This window comes from Candidatus Stoquefichus massiliensis AP9, from assembly GCF_000455285.1.
GTDB lineage: Bacteria > Bacillota_I > Bacilli_A > Erysipelotrichales > Coprobacillaceae > Stoquefichus > Stoquefichus massiliensis.
Map to the genome: position 1 here is coordinate 201,008 of NZ_HG005288.1, position 17,988 is coordinate 218,995.

Annotated in this window: 22 protein-coding genes, 1 pseudogene and 1 other annotated feature; of the genes and pseudogenes, 1 reads left to right on the forward strand and 22 read right to left on the reverse strand. The window is 31.1% G+C overall.

Annotated features, from left to right (window positions below; translation table 11 throughout):
- Positions 1-29 precede the first annotated feature (29 nt).
- The 6 genes from BN350_RS08840 to BN350_RS08870 all read right to left on the reverse strand — a co-directional run bounded on the left by BN350_RS08840 (position 30) and on the right by BN350_RS08870 (position 5,269).
- Positions 30-851, reverse strand: coding sequence for a MetQ/NlpA family ABC transporter substrate-binding protein (locus tag BN350_RS08840; protein WP_028043273.1), 822 nt, complete (start codon positions 849-851; stop codon positions 30-32).
- Positions 852-865: 14 nt separating this feature from the next.
- Positions 866-1,531, reverse strand: coding sequence for a methionine ABC transporter permease (locus BN350_RS08845; protein WP_028043274.1), 666 nt, complete (start codon positions 1,529-1,531; stop codon positions 866-868).
- Positions 1,532-2,551 carry a methionine ABC transporter ATP-binding protein gene (locus BN350_RS08850; RefSeq protein WP_028043275.1) on the reverse strand — a complete coding sequence of 340 codons (1,020 nt, stop codon included), beginning with the start codon at positions 2,549-2,551 and terminating at the stop codon, positions 1,532-1,534.
- Positions 2,552-2,589: 38 nt separating this feature from the next.
- Positions 2,590-2,825, reverse strand: a binding site (T-box leader).
- A gap of 49 nt (positions 2,826-2,874) precedes the next feature.
- Positions 2,875-4,041: a cation diffusion facilitator family transporter gene (locus BN350_RS08860; RefSeq protein WP_028043276.1), complete on the reverse strand. Its 1,167-nt coding sequence runs from the start codon at positions 4,039-4,041 to the stop codon at positions 2,875-2,877.
- Between the two features lie 41 nt (positions 4,042-4,082).
- Positions 4,083-4,433 (reverse strand): hypothetical protein, encoded by a 351-nt coding sequence (locus tag BN350_RS08865; RefSeq protein WP_028043277.1) that lies wholly within the window; start codon positions 4,431-4,433, stop codon positions 4,083-4,085.
- Between the two features lie 47 nt (positions 4,434-4,480).
- Positions 4,481-5,269 carry a histidinol-phosphatase HisJ family protein gene (locus BN350_RS08870; RefSeq protein WP_028043278.1) on the reverse strand — a complete coding sequence of 263 codons (789 nt, stop codon included), beginning with the start codon at positions 5,267-5,269 and terminating at the stop codon, positions 4,481-4,483.
- Between the two features lie 120 nt (positions 5,270-5,389).
- Between BN350_RS08870 and cysK the strand changes: the two genes are divergently transcribed.
- Positions 5,390-6,316, forward strand: a complete 927-nt coding sequence (gene cysK / locus BN350_RS08875) for a cysteine synthase A (protein ID WP_081652886.1) — start codon at positions 5,390-5,392, stop codon at positions 6,314-6,316.
- Between the two features lie 407 nt (positions 6,317-6,723).
- Here cysK and BN350_RS21850 read toward each other — a convergent pair.
- From BN350_RS21850 to BN350_RS18870, 16 genes and pseudogenes are all read right to left on the reverse strand, one after another.
- Positions 6,724-6,849, reverse strand: a pseudogene (locus tag BN350_RS21850) (helix-turn-helix transcriptional regulator); the annotation flags it as partial.
- Between the two features lie 159 nt (positions 6,850-7,008).
- The gene (locus BN350_RS08880) at positions 7,009-7,815 is read right to left on the reverse strand and encodes a Cof-type HAD-IIB family hydrolase (RefSeq protein ID WP_187117125.1); all 807 of its coding nucleotides are present in this window, start codon (positions 7,813-7,815) and stop codon (positions 7,009-7,011) included.
- 127 nt (positions 7,816-7,942) lie between these two features.
- On the reverse strand, positions 7,943-8,794 hold the full coding sequence (locus tag BN350_RS08885) for a MurR/RpiR family transcriptional regulator (protein WP_028043281.1): 852 nt from the start codon (positions 8,792-8,794) through the stop codon (positions 7,943-7,945).
- A 72-nt stretch (positions 8,795-8,866) separates the two neighbouring features.
- Positions 8,867-9,457 (reverse strand): rubrerythrin, encoded by a 591-nt coding sequence (gene rbr, locus BN350_RS08890; protein WP_231385257.1) that lies wholly within the window; start codon positions 9,455-9,457, stop codon positions 8,867-8,869.
- Positions 9,458-9,506: 49 nt separating this feature from the next.
- Entirely contained in the window at positions 9,507-9,959 is a 453-nt protein-coding gene (locus tag BN350_RS08895; protein ID WP_044600222.1) for a GNAT family N-acetyltransferase, read from the reverse strand.
- Complete coding sequence (locus tag BN350_RS08900) at positions 9,943-10,176, reverse strand: hypothetical protein (RefSeq protein ID WP_028043284.1); 234 nt, start codon at positions 10,174-10,176, stop codon at positions 9,943-9,945. Before BN350_RS08900 ends, BN350_RS08895 begins: the two co-directional genes overlap by 17 nt.
- Positions 10,176-10,820 (reverse strand): bifunctional phosphoribosyl-AMP cyclohydrolase/phosphoribosyl-ATP diphosphatase HisIE, encoded by a 645-nt coding sequence (gene hisIE / locus BN350_RS08905; protein ID WP_028043285.1) that lies wholly within the window; start codon positions 10,818-10,820, stop codon positions 10,176-10,178. The genes BN350_RS08900 and hisIE overlap by 1 nt, the downstream gene beginning before the upstream one ends.
- The gene (hisF, locus tag BN350_RS08910; protein ID WP_028043286.1) at positions 10,817-11,584 is read right to left on the reverse strand and encodes an imidazole glycerol phosphate synthase subunit HisF; all 768 of its coding nucleotides are present in this window, start codon (positions 11,582-11,584) and stop codon (positions 10,817-10,819) included. The genes hisIE and hisF overlap by 4 nt, the downstream gene beginning before the upstream one ends.
- Positions 11,554-12,291, reverse strand: a complete 738-nt coding sequence (gene hisA / locus BN350_RS08915) for a 1-(5-phosphoribosyl)-5-[(5-phosphoribosylamino)methylideneamino]imidazole-4-carboxamide isomerase (RefSeq protein WP_028043287.1) — start codon at positions 12,289-12,291, stop codon at positions 11,554-11,556. The genes hisF and hisA overlap by 31 nt, the downstream gene beginning before the upstream one ends.
- The gene (gene hisH, locus BN350_RS08920) at positions 12,288-12,893 is read right to left on the reverse strand and encodes an imidazole glycerol phosphate synthase subunit HisH (protein ID WP_028043288.1); all 606 of its coding nucleotides are present in this window, start codon (positions 12,891-12,893) and stop codon (positions 12,288-12,290) included. Before hisH ends, hisA begins: the two co-directional genes overlap by 4 nt.
- Positions 12,894-12,904: 11 nt before the next feature.
- Complete coding sequence (hisB, locus tag BN350_RS08925) at positions 12,905-13,492, reverse strand: imidazoleglycerol-phosphate dehydratase HisB (protein WP_028043289.1); 588 nt, start codon at positions 13,490-13,492, stop codon at positions 12,905-12,907.
- 1 nt (position 13,493) lies between these two features.
- A complete protein-coding gene (hisD, locus tag BN350_RS08930) occupies positions 13,494-14,792 on the reverse strand; it encodes a histidinol dehydrogenase (protein WP_028043290.1) in 1,299 nt (432 codons plus the stop codon).
- A 1-nt stretch (position 14,793) separates the two neighbouring features.
- Complete coding sequence (hisG, locus tag BN350_RS08935) at positions 14,794-15,414, reverse strand: ATP phosphoribosyltransferase (protein ID WP_028043291.1); 621 nt, start codon at positions 15,412-15,414, stop codon at positions 14,794-14,796.
- Positions 15,407-16,381 carry an ATP phosphoribosyltransferase regulatory subunit gene (locus BN350_RS08940; RefSeq protein ID WP_028043292.1) on the reverse strand — a complete coding sequence of 325 codons (975 nt, stop codon included), beginning with the start codon at positions 16,379-16,381 and terminating at the stop codon, positions 15,407-15,409. The genes hisG and BN350_RS08940 overlap by 8 nt, the downstream gene beginning before the upstream one ends.
- A gap of 302 nt (positions 16,382-16,683) precedes the next feature.
- The gene (locus BN350_RS08945) at positions 16,684-17,553 is read right to left on the reverse strand and encodes a damage-control phosphatase ARMT1 family protein (protein WP_028043293.1); all 870 of its coding nucleotides are present in this window, start codon (positions 17,551-17,553) and stop codon (positions 16,684-16,686) included.
- A gap of 61 nt (positions 17,554-17,614) precedes the next feature.
- Positions 17,615-17,988: hypothetical protein (locus BN350_RS18870; RefSeq protein ID WP_044600223.1), on the reverse strand; the 374-nt coding region annotated here is incomplete at its 5' end.

Sequence of the window (17,988 nt, forward strand, 5' to 3'; positions counted from 1 at the left end):
CCGAAAATGAAAAAAGTGTCTGAGACACTTTATTCAACAACAATAACTGATCCTTTATAAGTTTTTTCAATAAATGTTTTCATTTCATCTGATTTTAAAACTTCAACTAGAGCTTTGATTTTCTCGTCATTTTCATGTCCTTTTTGACATGCAACAATATTAACATATGGATTATCAGCATCTACTGATTCTAAAATCACTGCATCTTTTGTTGGATCTAATTTTGCTTGTAAAGCATAATTTCCATTAATTGCTACTAAATCACCTTCACCATTATTAAATGAAGTTGCTAATAAATCAGGTTTTATTTCAGTGAATTTTAAATTCTTTGGATTTGATGCAATATCTTTAACAGTTGCTTCCAATACATTGACACCATCTTTAATTGTGATTAATCCAGCATCTGCTAAAATAGCTAAGATTCTTCCATGATCAGCTACTGAGTTTGAAATAATAATTTCAGCACCATCTTTCAATTCATCTTTAGATTTGATTGTTTTTGAATAGAATCCAAATGGTTCAATATGAATGGCACCAGCCTCTACAATTTTATATCCATTTTTTTCAACATCACCTTCAAAGAAAGGTCTATGCTGGAAATAATTGGCATCTACTTCACCACTGTTTAATGCTTTATTAAAAATATAATAATCATCTAAAACCTTAATTTCTAAATCAATACCATACTTTTCTTTTAAAATTGGTTGTGCTTCCTTTAAGATTTTTTCATGTGGATCAAGTGATGCAGACACGACTAATTTCTTTTCATCAGTTGAACCACTATTACTTCCACAACCTACAATACCTACTGTTAATAATAATACTAATGCGATTTTTAATAATTTTTTCATTTTCTTTTCCCCTTTCATCGCTTGTCAATTCTTTTGACAATGTAGTCTCCTATTCCCTGTATCACAAAGACAATAATCAATACAAAGAATGTTGCAGTATACATGACTGTCATGTTTTGTCTCGCAAAACCATACATGTAAGCCAAGTTACCAAGTCCGCCAGCACCGATACATCCCGCTACTGCTGTATAACCAACTAAAGATATACCCATAACTGTCATACTTGATATCAAAGCCGGTTTAGCTTCCGGAATCAAGACTTTGGTAATAATCTGCATATTGCTTGCTCCCATTGCTTTACTTGCTTCGATTGTTCCTTTATCTACCTCGCTTAATGCAATCATACACATTCGAGCATAGAAAGGAGCACTTGATATGATTAAAGCAGGTAATGCTGCTTTTGCTCCCAGCATCGTTCCAACTAAGAATGTTGTGACTGGTAATAAGATAAAGATTAAAATAATAAATGGAACAGCTCTTAATAGATTCACAATAAAATCTAAGATTCTATTGATAATCTTATTAGGAAATAAGCCATCATCCTTTGTAACATAGAGAATAATTCCTAAACCAAAACCTAATATGACTGCCACCAATAATGAAAAGAATGTCATAAATAATGTTTCTTGGATTGAAATAATCATAGCATCCCAATCTATTTGACTTAAAAGTTCATTCATCTAAATCACCTCCACAATCACTTGATAATCTTCAAAAACTTTTATGATTTCATCATATTCTTTTTGATGACCACCTAAAACATTGACAATTAAAACACCAAATGAACTATCAATTGTATTTGTTAAGTTACCTGATACAATACTTATATCTAAATCACTTTGTTTCATAACTTTTGAAACAATGGGCTGTCTTGATATATCTTCATCAAAAGTTAATCTTAATAAAATACCATTAGGATAGATTTTCTTTAATGTTTCATTATGCTGACTATCATCTACTTTACTTGATAAGTCTCTAACAAAGCGTTTTGTAATATCATGAATTGGATGTTCAAATATATTTTTTACACTGGCTTCTTCTACCACTTGTCCTTCGCTCATCACTGCAATCCGATGACATATCTTTTGAACAACTTCCATTTGATGGGTAATCATAACAATTGTAATACCCAATTGTTTATTAATTTTCATTAATAATTCTAATATTTGTTCGGTTGTATCTGGATCTAAAGCACTTGTTGCTTCATCACATAATAGAATTGTAGGGTCATTTGCTAATGCTCTTGCAATTCCAACTCGTTGTTTTTGTCCACCAGATAATTCACTTGGATAAGCATTTTCTCTCCCTTGTAAACCAACAAGTTCAATTAACTCCTTTGCTTTTTGTTGTCTTTGTTCTTTAGAAACACCAGCTATTTCTAAAGGTAACTCTATATTCTTTTGGACTGTCCTTGACCAAAGAAGATTAAAATGCTGAAATATCATTCCTATCTTGGTACGTTTTTGACGTAATTGATCAGCACTTAGTTTTGAAATATTTTCATCATCGATAATCACTTCACCACTTGTTTGTTTCTCTAACTGATTAATAATTCTCACCAATGTTGATTTTCCAGCACCACTATAACCAATGACACCAAAGATTTCACCATCGCGTATTGTCAAATTAACATCACGACATGCTTCAATATCCCCCTTATTGGTATGAAATATTTTTGTAATATGTCTTAATTCAATCATCATTTTAACCTCCTCTAATATAAAAAAACTCATCCTATCAAAAGGACGAGTCTATCACCCGTGTTACCACCTTAATTCATTGTTATATCACTATAACAACCTCTTCGAGTACCAACATACTCTAGTACAATAACGGGTACGACCGCCATTAGCTAAATCAATTCACTAATGAAACTCCAAGACCATCTTCATTTATTTTACCTTGTTCTTTTACACCACCCAAGAACTCTCTATAAAGGAATCCATAAATTACTCTTCTCTTCACTGTTGTTGATAATATATTATCCTTTATATAAAGAATTGTCAAACCTTTTTTGAAAAAATTAAATAAAAGCATGATCTATCTGAATAACACAAAAATACGATGGGCTTAATTTCTTTACTTCATTTTCAATCTTTGCTTTTAACTCACGATGGGCGATTTCATCAGAAGCAGGTATCAAAACATCAAATATTAAATTTGTATGGGTAGGTCCACTCACAATTCTAAAATCATGAATACTATACTGATTATTCATTTGATTAACAATCATACTGACTTTATCTCTTAATTCTTTTGTTAATTCATCATTCATATCAATAGGATCCATATGAATCGTTGTTAAAATATTAAACTTCTCTAATAATTCTCTTTCTATTAAGTCAATTTGATCATGAATTTCCATAATATTCTCACGACTATCAACTTCAGCATGAAAAGTCATATATTTTCTACCAGGACCATAATCATGCATCATAAAATCATGAATACCTATGACTTTGTCAAATCCTCTCACAAATTCATAAATCTCATTCACTAATTCTTTATCAGGAGCTTGTCCTAATAATGGATCGACAGTATCTTTAAAAATATCTATTCCTGATTTTAAGACAAACAATGATACCACCAATCCTATAATACCATCAATTGGCCAATCAGTCACAAGACTTAGACATAATGAAATAAGCGTTGCTAGAGTCGTGACAACATCATTTAAACTATCTTGAGCAGCAGCCTTTAAAGAAGTAGATTGAATCAATTCACTGGCTTTACGATTAAAAGCAGCCATCCAGAATTTAGTAAGAATAGAAACAACCAAAACAATAACTGCAGTTATTTGAAAGTGTATTGTTTCTGGCTGTATAATTTTCATCATAGACTCTTTTAATGAAGAAAAGGCAACTAATAAAATTAAAAAAGCAATGACTAATCCAGTAATATACTCATATCTTCCATGACCATAAGGATGATCAGCATCCGGGTGTTTTCCAGCCATTTTAAATCCAAATAAAGCTGCTAGATTACTACCCATATCAGATAGATTATTAAAACCATCAGCCTGTATTGCAACTGATTTTGTTATAAAACCAAACATTAATTTAAAAATCACCATCAACCCATTGCAGACAATAGATAAAACACTACAGACAATCCCATATTTTTCTCTTACCTTTGGTGATGATGTATCTTGATAATTATTGATAAACTTTTTTACAATGAGAGTAAACATAAATAAAAACCTCCTATAAAAAAGATAGAGACAACTCTATCCTAAAATACATTACAAATCTTTTTTAAATAAATATCTCGTCCATTTCTTTCCACTAAACCATTATTTTCTAATTCATGAAGATAACCATTGATTTTCTCCTGATCAACTTTCTTATGGGCCAAATCTTTTAAAATAACAATAATCTGTGGATTATCATCCTTAATAAATGCTTTCCCTTCTTTATCAAATGATGGACTCTTTAACATCACATTTAAACATGCAACATAAGCCCATTTTACTTCTAAACGTACCAATTTATATTGCATTGTATCAAACAATGCACTAGGCATACAATATTCACCATCATGCTTTTTTAAATCTTCAATATCTTCTTTATTATAACAAATCATATTTGTCCCTCCTATATGATATGTTTCTATTATAACATAGAAAAGTCTTAATCTCTAACCCTTTTTGTAAAAGTCGATACATCTTCAAAACCAATACGTTGGTATTCACTGATAACTTCTTCAACATGTTCTCCAACTCTATCACTGGTATGAGAATCTGTTCCTACAGTTATCATTCTTCCTCCTAGTTCATAATATCTTTGAACAATATTAAAGTTAGGAAATCCACATGTTTTTAAATCACGATATCCTGATGTATTCACTTCAATACCTTTTCCTTTTTTTATCAAAGTTCTTAAAATATCATCAATAATATCCTGATATAACTGATGATCAACATGTTTATCTTCATAAGGACCATAACGACAAATATAATCTAAATGTCCTAAACAGTTAAAACAATCAAATGTTTGGACACATTCTAATGTATTTAAGAAAAATTCACGATGTGCTTCTTCTTTGTTTTTATTGAAAAAGAAAGCAGCTGGATCATAAAACTCAGTTTGATGAATCACATGAATAGATCCAATCACATAATCGTAATCATGAGCATTAACAAAGTCATTGATTTCATCAATATATTCAACATCCAATCCCATTTCTAATCCAATCTTTATTTTTATTTGATTAACAAATTCTTCTTGCAACTTTTGAAGTTCTAAAAAATACGCATCAGCATCTAAATCAAACGAACAATAAGGATAATGAAAATCCTTATGATCAGTAAAACATATTTCATCTAATCCTTTATTAATGGCTGTGAGAATATGTTCACGTGGATTTGCTTCACTATCAGCTGAAAAATATGTGTGCATATGATAATCTATCTTTCTCATAACTACCTCCAGTTTTCCCCATTCTATCATTTTTTAATACCTCTGAAAAGATATTATCAAATTCTTTGCATTTTTTAATGATGAAAACTATAATAATCATAATCAAAAAAGGAGGTTATTATGAAAGTATATCATCAATTTAATGAGTTAATCGGTCATACGCCTATTTTACAACTACATCATATCCAAGACACACATCAACTCAAAGGAAATATCTTCGCAAAATTAGAATATTATAATCCCGCAGGTAGTATAAAAGATCGTGTAGCCAAACAAATGATTTTGGATGCAATGGAAGAAGGGAAACTCAAATCAGGTGCAACTATCATTGAACCAACAAGTGGAAACACTGGAATTGGTATTTGTGCTGTTGGAGCAACACTTGGTTTTCATGTTATTATTGTCATGCCAGAAACAATGAGTGAAGAAAGAAAAAAATTAATGAAAGCTTATGGAGCACAGCTTGTCTTAACACCAGGAAGTGAAGGAATGAGTGGTGCTATTGCTAAAGCAGAATCTCTTGCTAAAGAAATCCCTAACAGTTTTATTCCAGGACAATTTATAAATCCAAGTAATCCTAAGGCTCATCTGCTTTCCACTGGCCCAGAAATTGATGAACAAATGGATGGACAAATTGATATTCTTGTTGCTGGAATTGGTACTGGAGGAACAATTACAGGAATTGGACAACATTTAAAAGAAAGACATTCTCATATGAAAATCGTAGCTGTAGAACCTGCAGATTCACCAGTCATTACTCAAGGAAAAGCTGGACCACATCAAATTCAAGGTATTGGTGCTAACTTTATTCCTGAAATTCTTGACCAGCATATTTATGATGAAATCATGACCATCTCAACAGAAGATGCCTTTCAGGCAGCACGTGAACTCGCTAAAAAAGAAGGAATACTTGTTGGTATTTCATCAGGAGCGGCTTTACACATTGCAGAAGTTTTAGCAGCAAAAGAAGAAAACAAAAACAAAAATATTGTTGTCATTTTACCAGATGGCGGAGATCGTTATTTATCTACGGATTTGTTTATTTAGAAAGCATGAAGGTTTAAGAACATTGAAGTCTTAAACCTTTTCTTATAGATATCTTTAATAAGACAACTCATCTCTTCTTAAAAGATAGTATACAAACCCAATAATTGATAAAGATAAAATAATATATTTAGCTAGTCTAATATGACGAATAGTACAATCTCTGTAAACATATATACCTATAGTAACAACGATAATTAAATAGATTACAAATATGAATATGATAGATACCATTGCAATAATAAATGCTAAATTTTGATTTTCCTGTGTATATTTGAAATATAACGCTACTAAAAAGACTATCACAAAACTTATCAATAAAGTGATGATAATTCTTTTTCTCTTATTCACAAGTTGCTGAAGAATATTTTTAGAATCATAAACAATGCCTATCTTAGCATCTGGCTTTGTTAATTCTCAATTGAAATGTGAAAAACATCGTACAGTTGCTGCATACATTTCGTATTAGGTTTTGATAATCCTGTTTCCCATTTTGAGACTGACTGACGTGTTACGCCAAGGATATCTGCTAAAGTCTCCTGCGATAACCATGACTCTTTCTAAGTGTAGCTATTTTTTCATTAAGTTCCATATAATCCCTCCCTATCAATCACATCATAACAAGAATATATCAACATATTTACCAACTATCACGCAACCATGCAAAAAACCAGCAAATTGAACTGGTTTTTATTTTATAAGATATTTTCTTGTATAAATTTACCAATACCATCATGATCATTATCATCTGTTATAAAATCAGCAACACTCTTTGTTTTTTCACTTCCATTAGCCATGACAACACCGACACCTGCATTTAATGTCATATCATAATCATTATCTGCATCACCAAATGTACATAACTGTTTCATTGAAATATCATGTAATTTCATAACTTCCTCTAAACCATGTGTTTTTGTTACTCTTGGATCCATATATTCATATAAAACACTTGCTGTTTTTAATGAAGATGATTTGAATTTATCATTAGAGAATGTTTGACTTCTTGCAATGACTTTATCCATATATTCAGGATCACAAATAATAATTAATTTAGGTTTAGGTTCTTTTAAAAATTCATCAAAATCTACTACTTGATAAGGAACTCTATCATCCCTTGCTAATGTTTGAATATAACGATCATCTTTTGGAGCAAATAAGACACCATCATATGGAATCGCAAAATTAACATCCATATCTTCATAATGTTTGATAATATCTTTAATTAATTCACCATCTAGTGGATAACTTGATTTTTCAATATTGAGTACATAATCATAGATTTCTGCTCCACCAGTTCCTACAATTGCATCTACTAAACCATCAATTCCCCAATCTTTTAGTAAAGTTTGTACACTATTGACATCTCTTCCTGTAGATAAACCAAATAAAATACCTTTTTCTCTAGCCGCTTTAATCATTTCTACTGTGAATGGTGAAACAACCTGCTGACTTGTTAATAATGTTCCATCTACATCACACATAATAGCTCTCATATCCATAATTTTTCCTCCTTACATGCATCAATTATATAACATCCCCAAGCAATCTCAATAGATGATATTGATTTAGTAATTTTTTATCATATTTACTCACTAATAATACAAACGAAAATAATTTTTTCTCAATCTATTCATGTCTTGTCATCTTATGATAATCATTTAATTTCTTTTCTAAATGATTATCATAATCCCTTTCAAAATAACATGTATATAAAATATCTAAAATATAAAGTAATGATAATCTTGTTGAATATGAAGAAATCTTACAGTAATGATCTTCATGATTAGACATATATAAATGATAATCATAGGTAAAGTCATTTGGTGAATAATTTGGTGAAGATATTAATATAATAGGTGTTTTATTTTTATTAAGATGAGCTGGAATCGTATGAGCAAGCAATCCTCTTCCTTCAAATGAAATCATAATTGCCAAATGAGTTTCATCACTGGATACAGCAATTAATTGCTGTTGATATTCATCGATAGGAACATGTACATGGATACCAATCTCTAACATTTGAAACTGAAAGTTTAATGCAAATGGAATATTCCCTGCTGATGTATAGATATCTATGACTTTGGCTTTTTTCATAGCATTCACAGCATGTTTTAATTGATCTAATTGAAAAAGTTCAGATGTTGCAAGAATTGTCTGATCATAATCTTCTTTTAATTTATGAATGATTTCATAGTGTGTCTGATTTTGACGTACTGGGAAGTTAAAATCCAAATCTGAATGTCCTTTTAAATAACTATCAATAGAACCAGATATTTTGACTTTGAGTTCTGATAATCCCGAAAGATTTAATTTATCGCATAAACGATAAATACTTGATGTTGATACAAAACATTCATCACTGATTTGTTTTGTATTCATATTTAAGAAATCATGAGGATGATCTAAAATAAATTGAGCAATGGCTTTTTCATTATTGGTAAAATCTTTGGTTATTTTTAATAATGTAAATATATTCATCAGTATTCACGCTCCTATCCTTATTTTATCATTGCCTTAAGAAAAGACAAAGAAAAAATGCCTAAAAGGCATTTATTTTGTAAATGGTGCATATTCTAATCGAATGAAATAACCTTGATCATGATTGCAGACTGGACATTTTTCAGGAACTTGTGTTCCTTCAAAAATAAATCCGCAATTTAAACACATCCATTGTATTTTACTATTTGAATGATAAAGTTCATTGTTTTCCATCCACTTAGCCAATTGATCAAAACGATCACCATGTGTTTTTTCTATATCAGCAATGTTCTTAAAATCCTGAGCAACCTTTAAAAATCCTTCTTGTGTTGCAACTTCAGCAAAATTCTGATAAACATCTTCAAACTCTTCATATTCATTATGTCTTGCATACTCTAGTAATGTTTTCACATCCTGAGATAAATCTACAGGATATCCACCATCAATATAAATTGTTTGACCAGCCATTGCTTCTAAGTGATTATAAAAGATTTCAGCATGTTCTTTTTCCTGATTAGCAGTAAAAAGAAAAGCATCACCAATCATGTGATGTCCTTGCTTAATCGCAACTCCAGCAGCAAATGTATAACGATTTCTCGCTTGTGATTCTCCTGCAAATGCACGCATTAAATTCTCTTTTGTTTGACTTTCTTCAAATTTCATATTCACTATACCTCCTTAAGTATACTTAGTATAAACAAGAAAAAAAGAATTATTCTGTATAGAATACAAAATAATTCCCTTTCCTTTGAAATCCTTGTTTTTCATACAATGAAACTGCTTCTAACGAAGAATTTAAACATATCATTCCAACTTTATTTTGATAATTCTTGATGAAATATTGAATCATCTCCGTTGCAAGTCCTTGATGATGATAATGATCATGTACCCATACATTTGTCAACTGTCCAACTTTCCCATAAGGATTCTTATTTGATGGCATAACATCATATTGATAAAGCGTTGCAGTTGCAACTAGATATTCCTGATCATAACCTAGAATTGTTTCGCAATAATGCTCCTTCATTTTCTTTTGGTAAAATAGTCTTATTTGATTGATTGTTTCAATTTGTATTTCTTGAAAAGAAAACATCTTTAAATCACGAATACGTAATGTTACAAGTAACTCAATATCATCTTCTGTTGCTTTACGAAATTGAATCATAATATTGGTTCTCTTTGCGATTAATCAGCCAAACAACAATTAAAACGCAAATAATAGGTTCAGCAATAAGCAATGAAAAGCCACTCATTACTCCACTGCATATATCATCAATACATAAACTTTCAATCATAGGTGCAATAGCACTAAAATGAATCAATGTACATATGACCAATAAACCAAATAATGTGAATACATATTTGGTAACCATATTCTTCATTAGTATTCTCCTCTTGTATGGAAATCTTTCTTATTTCCTGCAATTTGATGTCTTTCACTTAACTTCTTTTCAATATCTTCAACTGTAATACCTTGTTGATACATCAGAACAAAAGTATGATAGAATAAATCACCAATTTCACCAATGAGCTCTTCTTTATCATTATTTTTAGCTGCAATGATTGTTTCACTGGCTTCTTCTCCAACTTTCTTACAAATCTTATCAATTCCTTGTTCTAAAAGATAATTTGTATAAGATTTTTCAATCGGATGGACAGCACGATCAGCAATCACATCATACAAATCATGAAAAATATTTTCTGATAAATAATAGGGCAATACTTCATTAAAGAAACATGAATAGGTCCCTGTATGACAAGCAGCACCTATTTGTTCTACATAGATTAATAAAGTATCTTCATCACAATCTAAATACATGCCTTTAATATATTGAAAATGTCCTGATGTTTCTCCTTTATGCCATAATTCATCTCTTGAACGTGAATAATAATAAGTCTCTTTTGTTTCTAACATTCTCTTATATGCTTCCTCATTTACATACGCAAGCATTAAAACTTGTTTGGTTTGATAGTCCTGCACAATCGCTGGAACTAAACCATTCCCCTTTTCAAAATCTGGTCTCATATATTTCTCCTAACTGGTATTCCATGTTTTATACATTCTTCTTTTACCTGGTCAATCGTTGCTTCTCCATAATGAAATAAAGATGCTGCTAATGCGCCATCACAATTGGTTTCTTTAAAAACATTCACAATATCATCTATACCACCACAGCCACCACTGGCAATCACTGGAATAGATACAGCAGCAATAACTGCCTTTAACATTTCAATATCAAAACCATCACGTGTCCCATCACGATCCATAGATGTTAATAAAATTTCGCCAGCTCCCAATGCTTCACACTTTTTCACCCATTCAATAAGATCTAACCCTGTGTTTTCTCTTCCACCAGCAATATAAACATCATAACCACTATGATCTTCACGTTGTTTGGCATCTACTGCCACAACAACACATTGTACACCAAATTCATCAGAAGCTTCTTTAATTAATTGTGGATTTTTAATAGCAGCAGAATTAACAGAAACTTTATCAGCCCCACTTGATAAAATCATACGGAAATCATCAAGCGTACGAATTCCTCCTCCGACAGTTAATGGAATGGATAATTCACTTGCACCTCTTTGAATCAAATCTTTGATAATATCACGTTCTTCATAAGTTGCTGTAATGTCTAAGAATACAACTTCATCCGCACATTGTAAATCATAGCGTTTAGCAATTTCAATAGGATCACCAACATCTTTTAAACCAACAAAGTTAACACCTTTGACAACTTTCCCATCCTTAATATCTAAACAGGGGATGATTCTTTTTGCAAGCATGTTATCACCTCTTTCAGATCAATCTTTCCTTCATAATAGGCTTTTCCAACGATACACCCATAATAACCCTTTTCATTGACTTTGTAAATATCTGCTGCATCTTTAATCCCACCAGAGACAACAAACTGAAGAGAACTGTTTTGATAAATATCTTCATATAAATCAAATGAAGGACCTGTTAATGTTCCATCTTTAGAAATATCAGTACAGACAATATATTGAACACCTATTTTTTCTAATTCTTTCAAGAATTCTAAATAATGTGTTTGCGTATTGACGAGCCATCCTGCAGTTGCAACATAACCATCTTTCACATCTACTCCTACCACAATACGTTGTGGTCCATATTTTTGCAGTGCTGCCTTTAAAAATTCAGGATTTTCAATAGCCGCAGTGCCTAAGATAACACGATCAATCCCTATATCGTTAAGATATAAATCAACAGTTTTCATATCACGAATACCACCACCTAATTCCATAGGAATAGATAATATATTTCTTATTTTTTGAATTGTTTCTAAATTACTTGTTGTTCCTTCTTTTGCCCCATCTAAATCAACAACATGTAAATAATCTGCCCCCATTTTTTCAAATGCTAAAGCAATATCTTCAGGTTGTGTTGAATAAACTGTCTTTTGCTGGTAATCTCCTTTATATAAACGGACAGCCTCACCATCTTTTAAATCAATAGCTGGTATTAATATCATACAATCATCTCCTTAAAGGCAAGGAGAATTTGTTTTCCAACCTCACCACTTTTTTCTGGATGAAATTGACATCCCATCACATTATCTTTAGCAACCATAGCTGTTACTTTCTGGCCACCATACTCACAATAAGCTATCAATTCATCATCAGCTGGATAAGCCATAAATGAATGAACAAAATAGACATAATCTCTTTCTTTAATATTCTTCAATAGTGGATGATCTTGTTGAAAACATAATTCATTCCATCCCATATGAGGAATTTTATCATCAACTTCCATTAATTTCACTTCACCCTTAAGAAAGCCTAACCCCTGTGTTTCTTTAATCTCTAAACCCTTTTCAAATAATATCTGCATTCCTAAACAAATGCCCAAAAGAGGAATACCTGCTTCTTTTCTTTCATTTAAAATATCAATCAAATCATATCTCTGTAAATTTTCCATTGCAACAGGGAATGTCCCAACACCAGGCAAGACAATCCCATCAGCTTCTCTTATGATATCATGATCACGACTGACAATTGTCTGTACCCCAATTCTTAAAAATGCATTCTGAACACTTTTTAGATTTCCAACATTATAATCAATAATGACAACCATTTTATTTCCTCCTATAAAACCCCTTTTGAAGATATAACCAAATCCTTATTCTTTTCATCAATTGTAATCGCCTGTTTTAAAGCTCTTGCGAAGCTTTTAAACATAGCCTCAATAATATGATGTGTATTTTCTCCATAGACTTCTTGAATATGCAATGTCATCAATGCATTGTCACTCACTGCTTTAAAGAATTCTTTGGTCATTTCTGTTTCATAATTTCCTAGCATCATCATTGGTAATGTTGCATTATAGACAAGATAAGGACGTCCACTCAAATCAAGTGTTGTTGTGACAAGGGCTTCATCCATTGGAATACTCATTTGACCATAACGCATAATTCCTTTTTTATCCCCTAAAGCTTTTAAAATACATTTTCCTAAAACAATACCTAAATCTTCAACTGTATGATGACTATCAACTTTTAAATCACCAAAACAGTGTACTTCTAAATCAATTCCACTATGAAAGGCAAATAACTCAAGCATATGATCCATAAAACCTACACCTGTATCAATAGTCGCTTCTCCAGTTCCATCTAGATTTAAAGATATGTGAATTTGCGTTTCTTTTGTTTGTCTATCAATTGTACATGTACGCATATTATTCCTCCTCAAATCTGACAGCTACACTATTAGCATGAGCATCAAGCCCTTCTAATTTAGCAAACTTCACGACATCATCTTTAAATGTTGATAAGACTTGTTGTGGATAGTAGCTGTAAGATGAATATTTAACAAAATCGTAGACTCCTAATGCACTATAAAATTTTGCAGTTCCACCAGTTGGTAAAACATGATTTGTTCCTGACATATAATCACCTAATGGTTCTGGTGTATATTCTCCTAAGAATATAGAACCAGCATTTTGAATGAGTGGTAATGTATTCATTGGATTTTCTACTAAGACTTCTAAATGTTCTGGTGCTAAATAATTGGAAACATGGAATGCTTCTTCAATATTATCTACAACAATCACACCACCATAATTTTCAAGCGACTCTTTAATAATGTCTGTTCTTGATAAATAACTCATTTGACGTTCCAATTCTTCATTCACTTGTGCAATTAATGGTGGACAAGTCGTCACTAAAATAGCACTGGCTAATTTATCATGTTCAGCCTGACTCATTAAATCAGCAGCAATATATTTTGGGTTAGCAGTTTCATCAGCAATAATCAAGATTTCACTAGGTCCGGCTACCATATCAATATCAACCATGCCATAACAGTTTTTCTTTGCAGTCGCAACATAGATATTCCCTGGCCCAACAATTTTATCCACTTTAGGAATTGTATTTGTCCCAATCGCTACTGCAGCAACACCTTGTGCCCCACCAACTTTATAGATTTTCTCAATTCCACAGACATATGCTGCAGCAAGGATTGTCGGATTCACTTTTCCATCTTTTTTAACTGGTGTAATAATAACCAGATTTTTAACACCTGCTAACTTTGCAGGAATGGCATTCATCATAACAGTTGATGGATAAGTTGCGGTACCTCCTGGTACATATAAAGCAACATTTTCTAAACCACGAACGATTTGTCCCATCATCACACCATTTTCTTTATATAAAGACCATGATTTATCTACCTGATGCTGATGAAAATCCGTAATTTGCTGTTTCGTACGTTCAAGAATATGAATAAAATCTTTTCCAACACTGGAAACACCTTCTAATATTTCTTGTTTAGAAACAATAAACTCCTGTGGATCTTCAATCATAAAACCATCAAACTTACGGCAATATTTCATTAAAGCCTTATCTCCATTTTTCTTCACATCTTCAATAATATCATTCACTGCATCATTGACTTGTTTAGAAATCTCTGCTTTACGTGTTGAAAATTTTACTGCAATCTCTTCATAATTTCCTTTAAAATCTAATCTCTTTAACATTTTATTCTTCCCCTTTCAGTCCATCCATTAATTGAAATATCTCATCTTTTTTAAACTTTAAACTGACTTTATTCACAATCATTTTCGTTGAAATATCACTAATCTTCTCAATGACTTCTAAGCCATTCGCTTTGAGTGTTGATCCTGTTTCTACAATATCAACAATCGCATCACTCAATCCAACAACTGGTCCTAGTTCCACAGAACCTTCTAATTTAATAATTTCAACATCTTCTTGCTTAGAACTAAAGTACTTTTTAGCAACATGCGTATATTTAGAAGCAATACGTTTTCTTCTTTTAAATTCTTTCGTTTTATATTCAGGATAAGCAGCCACTGCAAAATAACATTTCCCTATCTGTAAATCCAACATATCATAATAATCATGAAAATCACTATCATCCAAAGTATCTTTACCAACGAAACCAACATCAACAATACCATGTTCTAAAAAAGTTAAAACATCATTTGCTTTTGCAAATATCATTGATAAACCATCACTTGTTTCAATAAGTAATTCACGATCTTTATTGATAATCGGATCCATATCAAAACCATTGGCTTTTAATAATTGACAAACTTGTTTTTCAATACGTCCTTTAGTAATTGCAATTTTAAGCATTGGCTTCTTCCTCCTTTTCAAGAGCTTTTAAGATATGACTTAAATCATAGCTAAATCCTATGGCTGGAACATCTTTATGAAAATGACTCATTAAATGATCATATCTTCCTCCATTAATAATGGGTTCCGCAGCATATGGTGAATATCCTTTAATCATAATACCCGTATAATATTTCATACTAGGTGTCATAGCCAAATCAAAACTAAAACATTCTTGACTCTTGACATCTAGTTTTTCATTTAAATCCTTTAATTCAATCAAAGCATCTTTTAACTCCTGATCTTGTATCATTTCAATCATTTGATTTAAGACAATAATATCACCAAAACATCCAGGTAATTTGATTAATAATTCTTTTAAAGGGCTCTGTATATTTTTTCTTTCAATTAAAGACTGCATTGCAGAAATATCTCTTTTTTGTAAAATTTCTACGAAGGTTGAATCATCGACCAAAGTACATAAACGTTTATAAAATTTAGCTGAACTCATTTCAATCTTCACTTCTTTTAATTGTAAATACTGCAATGTCTGCTGAATAATGCTTAAACATTCTAAGTCACCTTCAAAACCAGGTTTTCCTAACAATTCAATACCTGCCTGAAAAAACTCACTGCTTCTTCCTTTATGTCTTTTTTCTTTACGATAGACCTTTCCAAAATAAGCATATCGTTTCTCACCTTTTTCATTTTGACTGCTATAAAGTCGTGCTAACGGAACAGTAAAATCAGCTCTTAAAGCAACACGTTTTCCATCATAATTGATAAATTGAAACATTTTTTCTTCTTCAATCCCTATATCCATATCATTATATAAATCAACATATTCAAATGAAGGCATCAATACCTCCAAATAGTCATGTTTATTAAAGACATCTCTTAAATGTCCTTCTATTTCTCGCAATGATGCAACATTGTTCATAATCGCATCAATACTTTCTTCTGGTATTAAATATTTAAACTCTTCCATTGTCATTCCCCTTTCTTATAAAAAAATGACGAGTCTTAATGACTCGTCTGTTTATCCCTAAGTCATTAGATACACCCAAATTTAACATATGCAAAATGGGTTGTATCTATTATGAGATATAACCCTACATGCTCCAATGATGGTGATGAAATTGTATGTTTAAAATTGTTTTTTTCATAAATACCACCTCATTTTTTACCATTTTAGCACAAATTCAATAATAAAAAAAGAACTTTTTATAAAAAGTTCTTACCTTCCTTCAAAAACATCAATAAACAAATTAAAAATAGATATATTTTCAGTTATTCATGTCCAAAATTCAAACAAACCATAGATTTTTCAGGAACACCAATATCTTCACTAATCACATCACACTTGACCATTAACATAAAATAAATATTTTTCTCTACTTCTTCACTTAAACTCTCATAATTGGCTTGCCCCTTAGCAATCACAACATCAGCATTCTGATAAACATCCTGAAATTCAGGACTTGTTCTCTTTAAAATTGTTCCTAACGAACAATCGCCATTACTGATAATTTTAGCATATTGATCCATTCCAATATAATATGCATCTTCTGCAATAGAATCATTAACGACAGGTTCTCCTCTCACACCAAAATAAATATCCAGTTGTGGATTCATATCTTTTATTTTTTCAATGAATAAATAGTCCAAACATATTTCTCCACAATTATCACCTAAATACAATAATGTATGTGCATTCTTTAAATCTGTTTTTAACTCATCAACGTGATTAATTGTCAAATCTAACTGATCAACGTTTTCAAACCACTTCATAATATCTTTAATATCATGATTATGAACTGGGTTAAAATCAATAATATTTCCTATCACTGCATATTTAACAGCAGTTGTAAATTCATCTTTTGACTGTTCTATTTTCTCTTGAAATGATCTTCTATGTTCTAGAAACATCTGATTATAAAAATGACGAATATCACGATATGGATCATCATTACCCATAATATCTTTAACCATTTGGAATGTTTGACCAATAATTTCTGGATTTGTGAAATCAAAATCAAGATGACTTAAATATTCAAAAACCTTATGATATAATGCTTCTTTATTGGTAACCTCTGTCATATATGCTACCTTGATGACCTGATTCACTAAACAGGGTAAACATTTATCACGTATTTTCATCTTTTTTTCATCTCCTTTCTCTCTATTTTACTATCATTTTCTTATAAAAGATTAAATTTCCTTATTTTAGAAATAGGCTTTTTTGATATTCCATGAGTATCAAATCGTTCAAACATTGAAAAGTATATTGGTATAAACGATGCAAAATAGGAACATAGATAACTTGATCAATATATGATAAAGATTGAACATCTCTATTATTTGTTAGCACATATATTTTTGCCTCACTTTTCTTTAAAACTGGTAACATATGATAATAACGCGAATAGACATTATCCAATACATATTCACCTGATAATGAATAAATGATAATCAAGGTTTGATGTGTTGCCTCTTGAATATACTTTACTTGATGATTAAATTCATTCATGGATACACAAAGCAATCCATTTAATGCTAAATTATATTGAAGTTCTTTAGCCGCATTCCCACTAT

What these genes read in the sequence shown, in the direction of transcription:
- BN350_RS08840 (WP_028043273.1), bottom strand. Translation starts at nt 851, where the DNA reads ATGAAAAAATTATTAAAAATCGCATTAGTATTATTATTAACAGTAGGT.
- BN350_RS08845 (WP_028043274.1), bottom strand. Translation starts at nt 1,531, where the DNA reads ATGAATGAACTTTTAAGTCAAATAGATTGGGATGCTATGATTATTTCA.
- BN350_RS08850 (WP_028043275.1), bottom strand. Translation starts at nt 2,551, where the DNA reads ATGATTGAATTAAGACATATTACAAAAATATTTCATACCAATAAGGGG.
- BN350_RS08860 (WP_028043276.1), bottom strand. Translation starts at nt 4,041, where the DNA reads ATGTTTACTCTCATTGTAAAAAAGTTTATCAATAATTATCAAGATACA.
- BN350_RS08865 (WP_028043277.1), bottom strand. Translation starts at nt 4,433, where the DNA reads ATGATTTGTTATAATAAAGAAGATATTGAAGATTTAAAAAAGCATGAT.
- BN350_RS08870 (WP_028043278.1), bottom strand. Translation starts at nt 5,269, where the DNA reads ATGAGAAAGATAGATTATCATATGCACACATATTTTTCAGCTGATAGT.
- cysK (WP_081652886.1), top strand. Translation starts at nt 5,390, where the DNA reads ATGAAAGTATATCATCAATTTAATGAGTTAATCGGTCATACGCCTATT.
- BN350_RS08880 (WP_187117125.1), bottom strand. Translation starts at nt 7,815, where the DNA reads ATGGATATGAGAGCTATTATGTGTGATGTAGATGGAACATTATTAACA.
- BN350_RS08885 (WP_028043281.1), bottom strand. Translation starts at nt 8,794, where the DNA reads ATGAATATATTTACATTATTAAAAATAACCAAAGATTTTACCAATAAT.
- rbr (WP_231385257.1), bottom strand. Translation starts at nt 9,457, where the DNA reads ATGAAATTTGAAGAAAGTCAAACAAAAGAGAATTTAATGCGTGCATTT.
- BN350_RS08895 (WP_044600222.1), bottom strand. Translation starts at nt 9,959, where the DNA reads ATGATTCAATTTCGTAAAGCAACAGAAGATGATATTGAGTTACTTGTA.
- BN350_RS08900 (WP_028043284.1), bottom strand. Translation starts at nt 10,176, where the DNA reads ATGAAGAATATGGTTACCAAATATGTATTCACATTATTTGGTTTATTG.
- hisIE (WP_028043285.1), bottom strand. Translation starts at nt 10,820, where the DNA reads ATGAGACCAGATTTTGAAAAGGGGAATGGTTTAGTTCCAGCGATTGTG.
- hisF (WP_028043286.1), bottom strand. Translation starts at nt 11,584, where the DNA reads ATGCTTGCAAAAAGAATCATCCCCTGTTTAGATATTAAGGATGGGAAA.
- hisA (WP_028043287.1), bottom strand. Translation starts at nt 12,291, where the DNA reads ATGATATTAATACCAGCTATTGATTTAAAAGATGGTGAGGCTGTCCGT.
- hisH (WP_028043288.1), bottom strand. Translation starts at nt 12,893, where the DNA reads ATGGTTGTCATTATTGATTATAATGTTGGAAATCTAAAAAGTGTTCAG.
- hisB (WP_028043289.1), bottom strand. Translation starts at nt 13,492, where the DNA reads ATGCGTACATGTACAATTGATAGACAAACAAAAGAAACGCAAATTCAC.
- hisD (WP_028043290.1), bottom strand. Translation starts at nt 14,792, where the DNA reads ATGTTAAAGAGATTAGATTTTAAAGGAAATTATGAAGAGATTGCAGTA.
- hisG (WP_028043291.1), bottom strand. Translation starts at nt 15,414, where the DNA reads ATGCTTAAAATTGCAATTACTAAAGGACGTATTGAAAAACAAGTTTGT.
- BN350_RS08940 (WP_028043292.1), bottom strand. Translation starts at nt 16,381, where the DNA reads ATGGAAGAGTTTAAATATTTAATACCAGAAGAAAGTATTGATGCGATT.
- BN350_RS08945 (WP_028043293.1), bottom strand. Translation starts at nt 17,553, where the DNA reads ATGAAAATACGTGATAAATGTTTACCCTGTTTAGTGAATCAGGTCATC.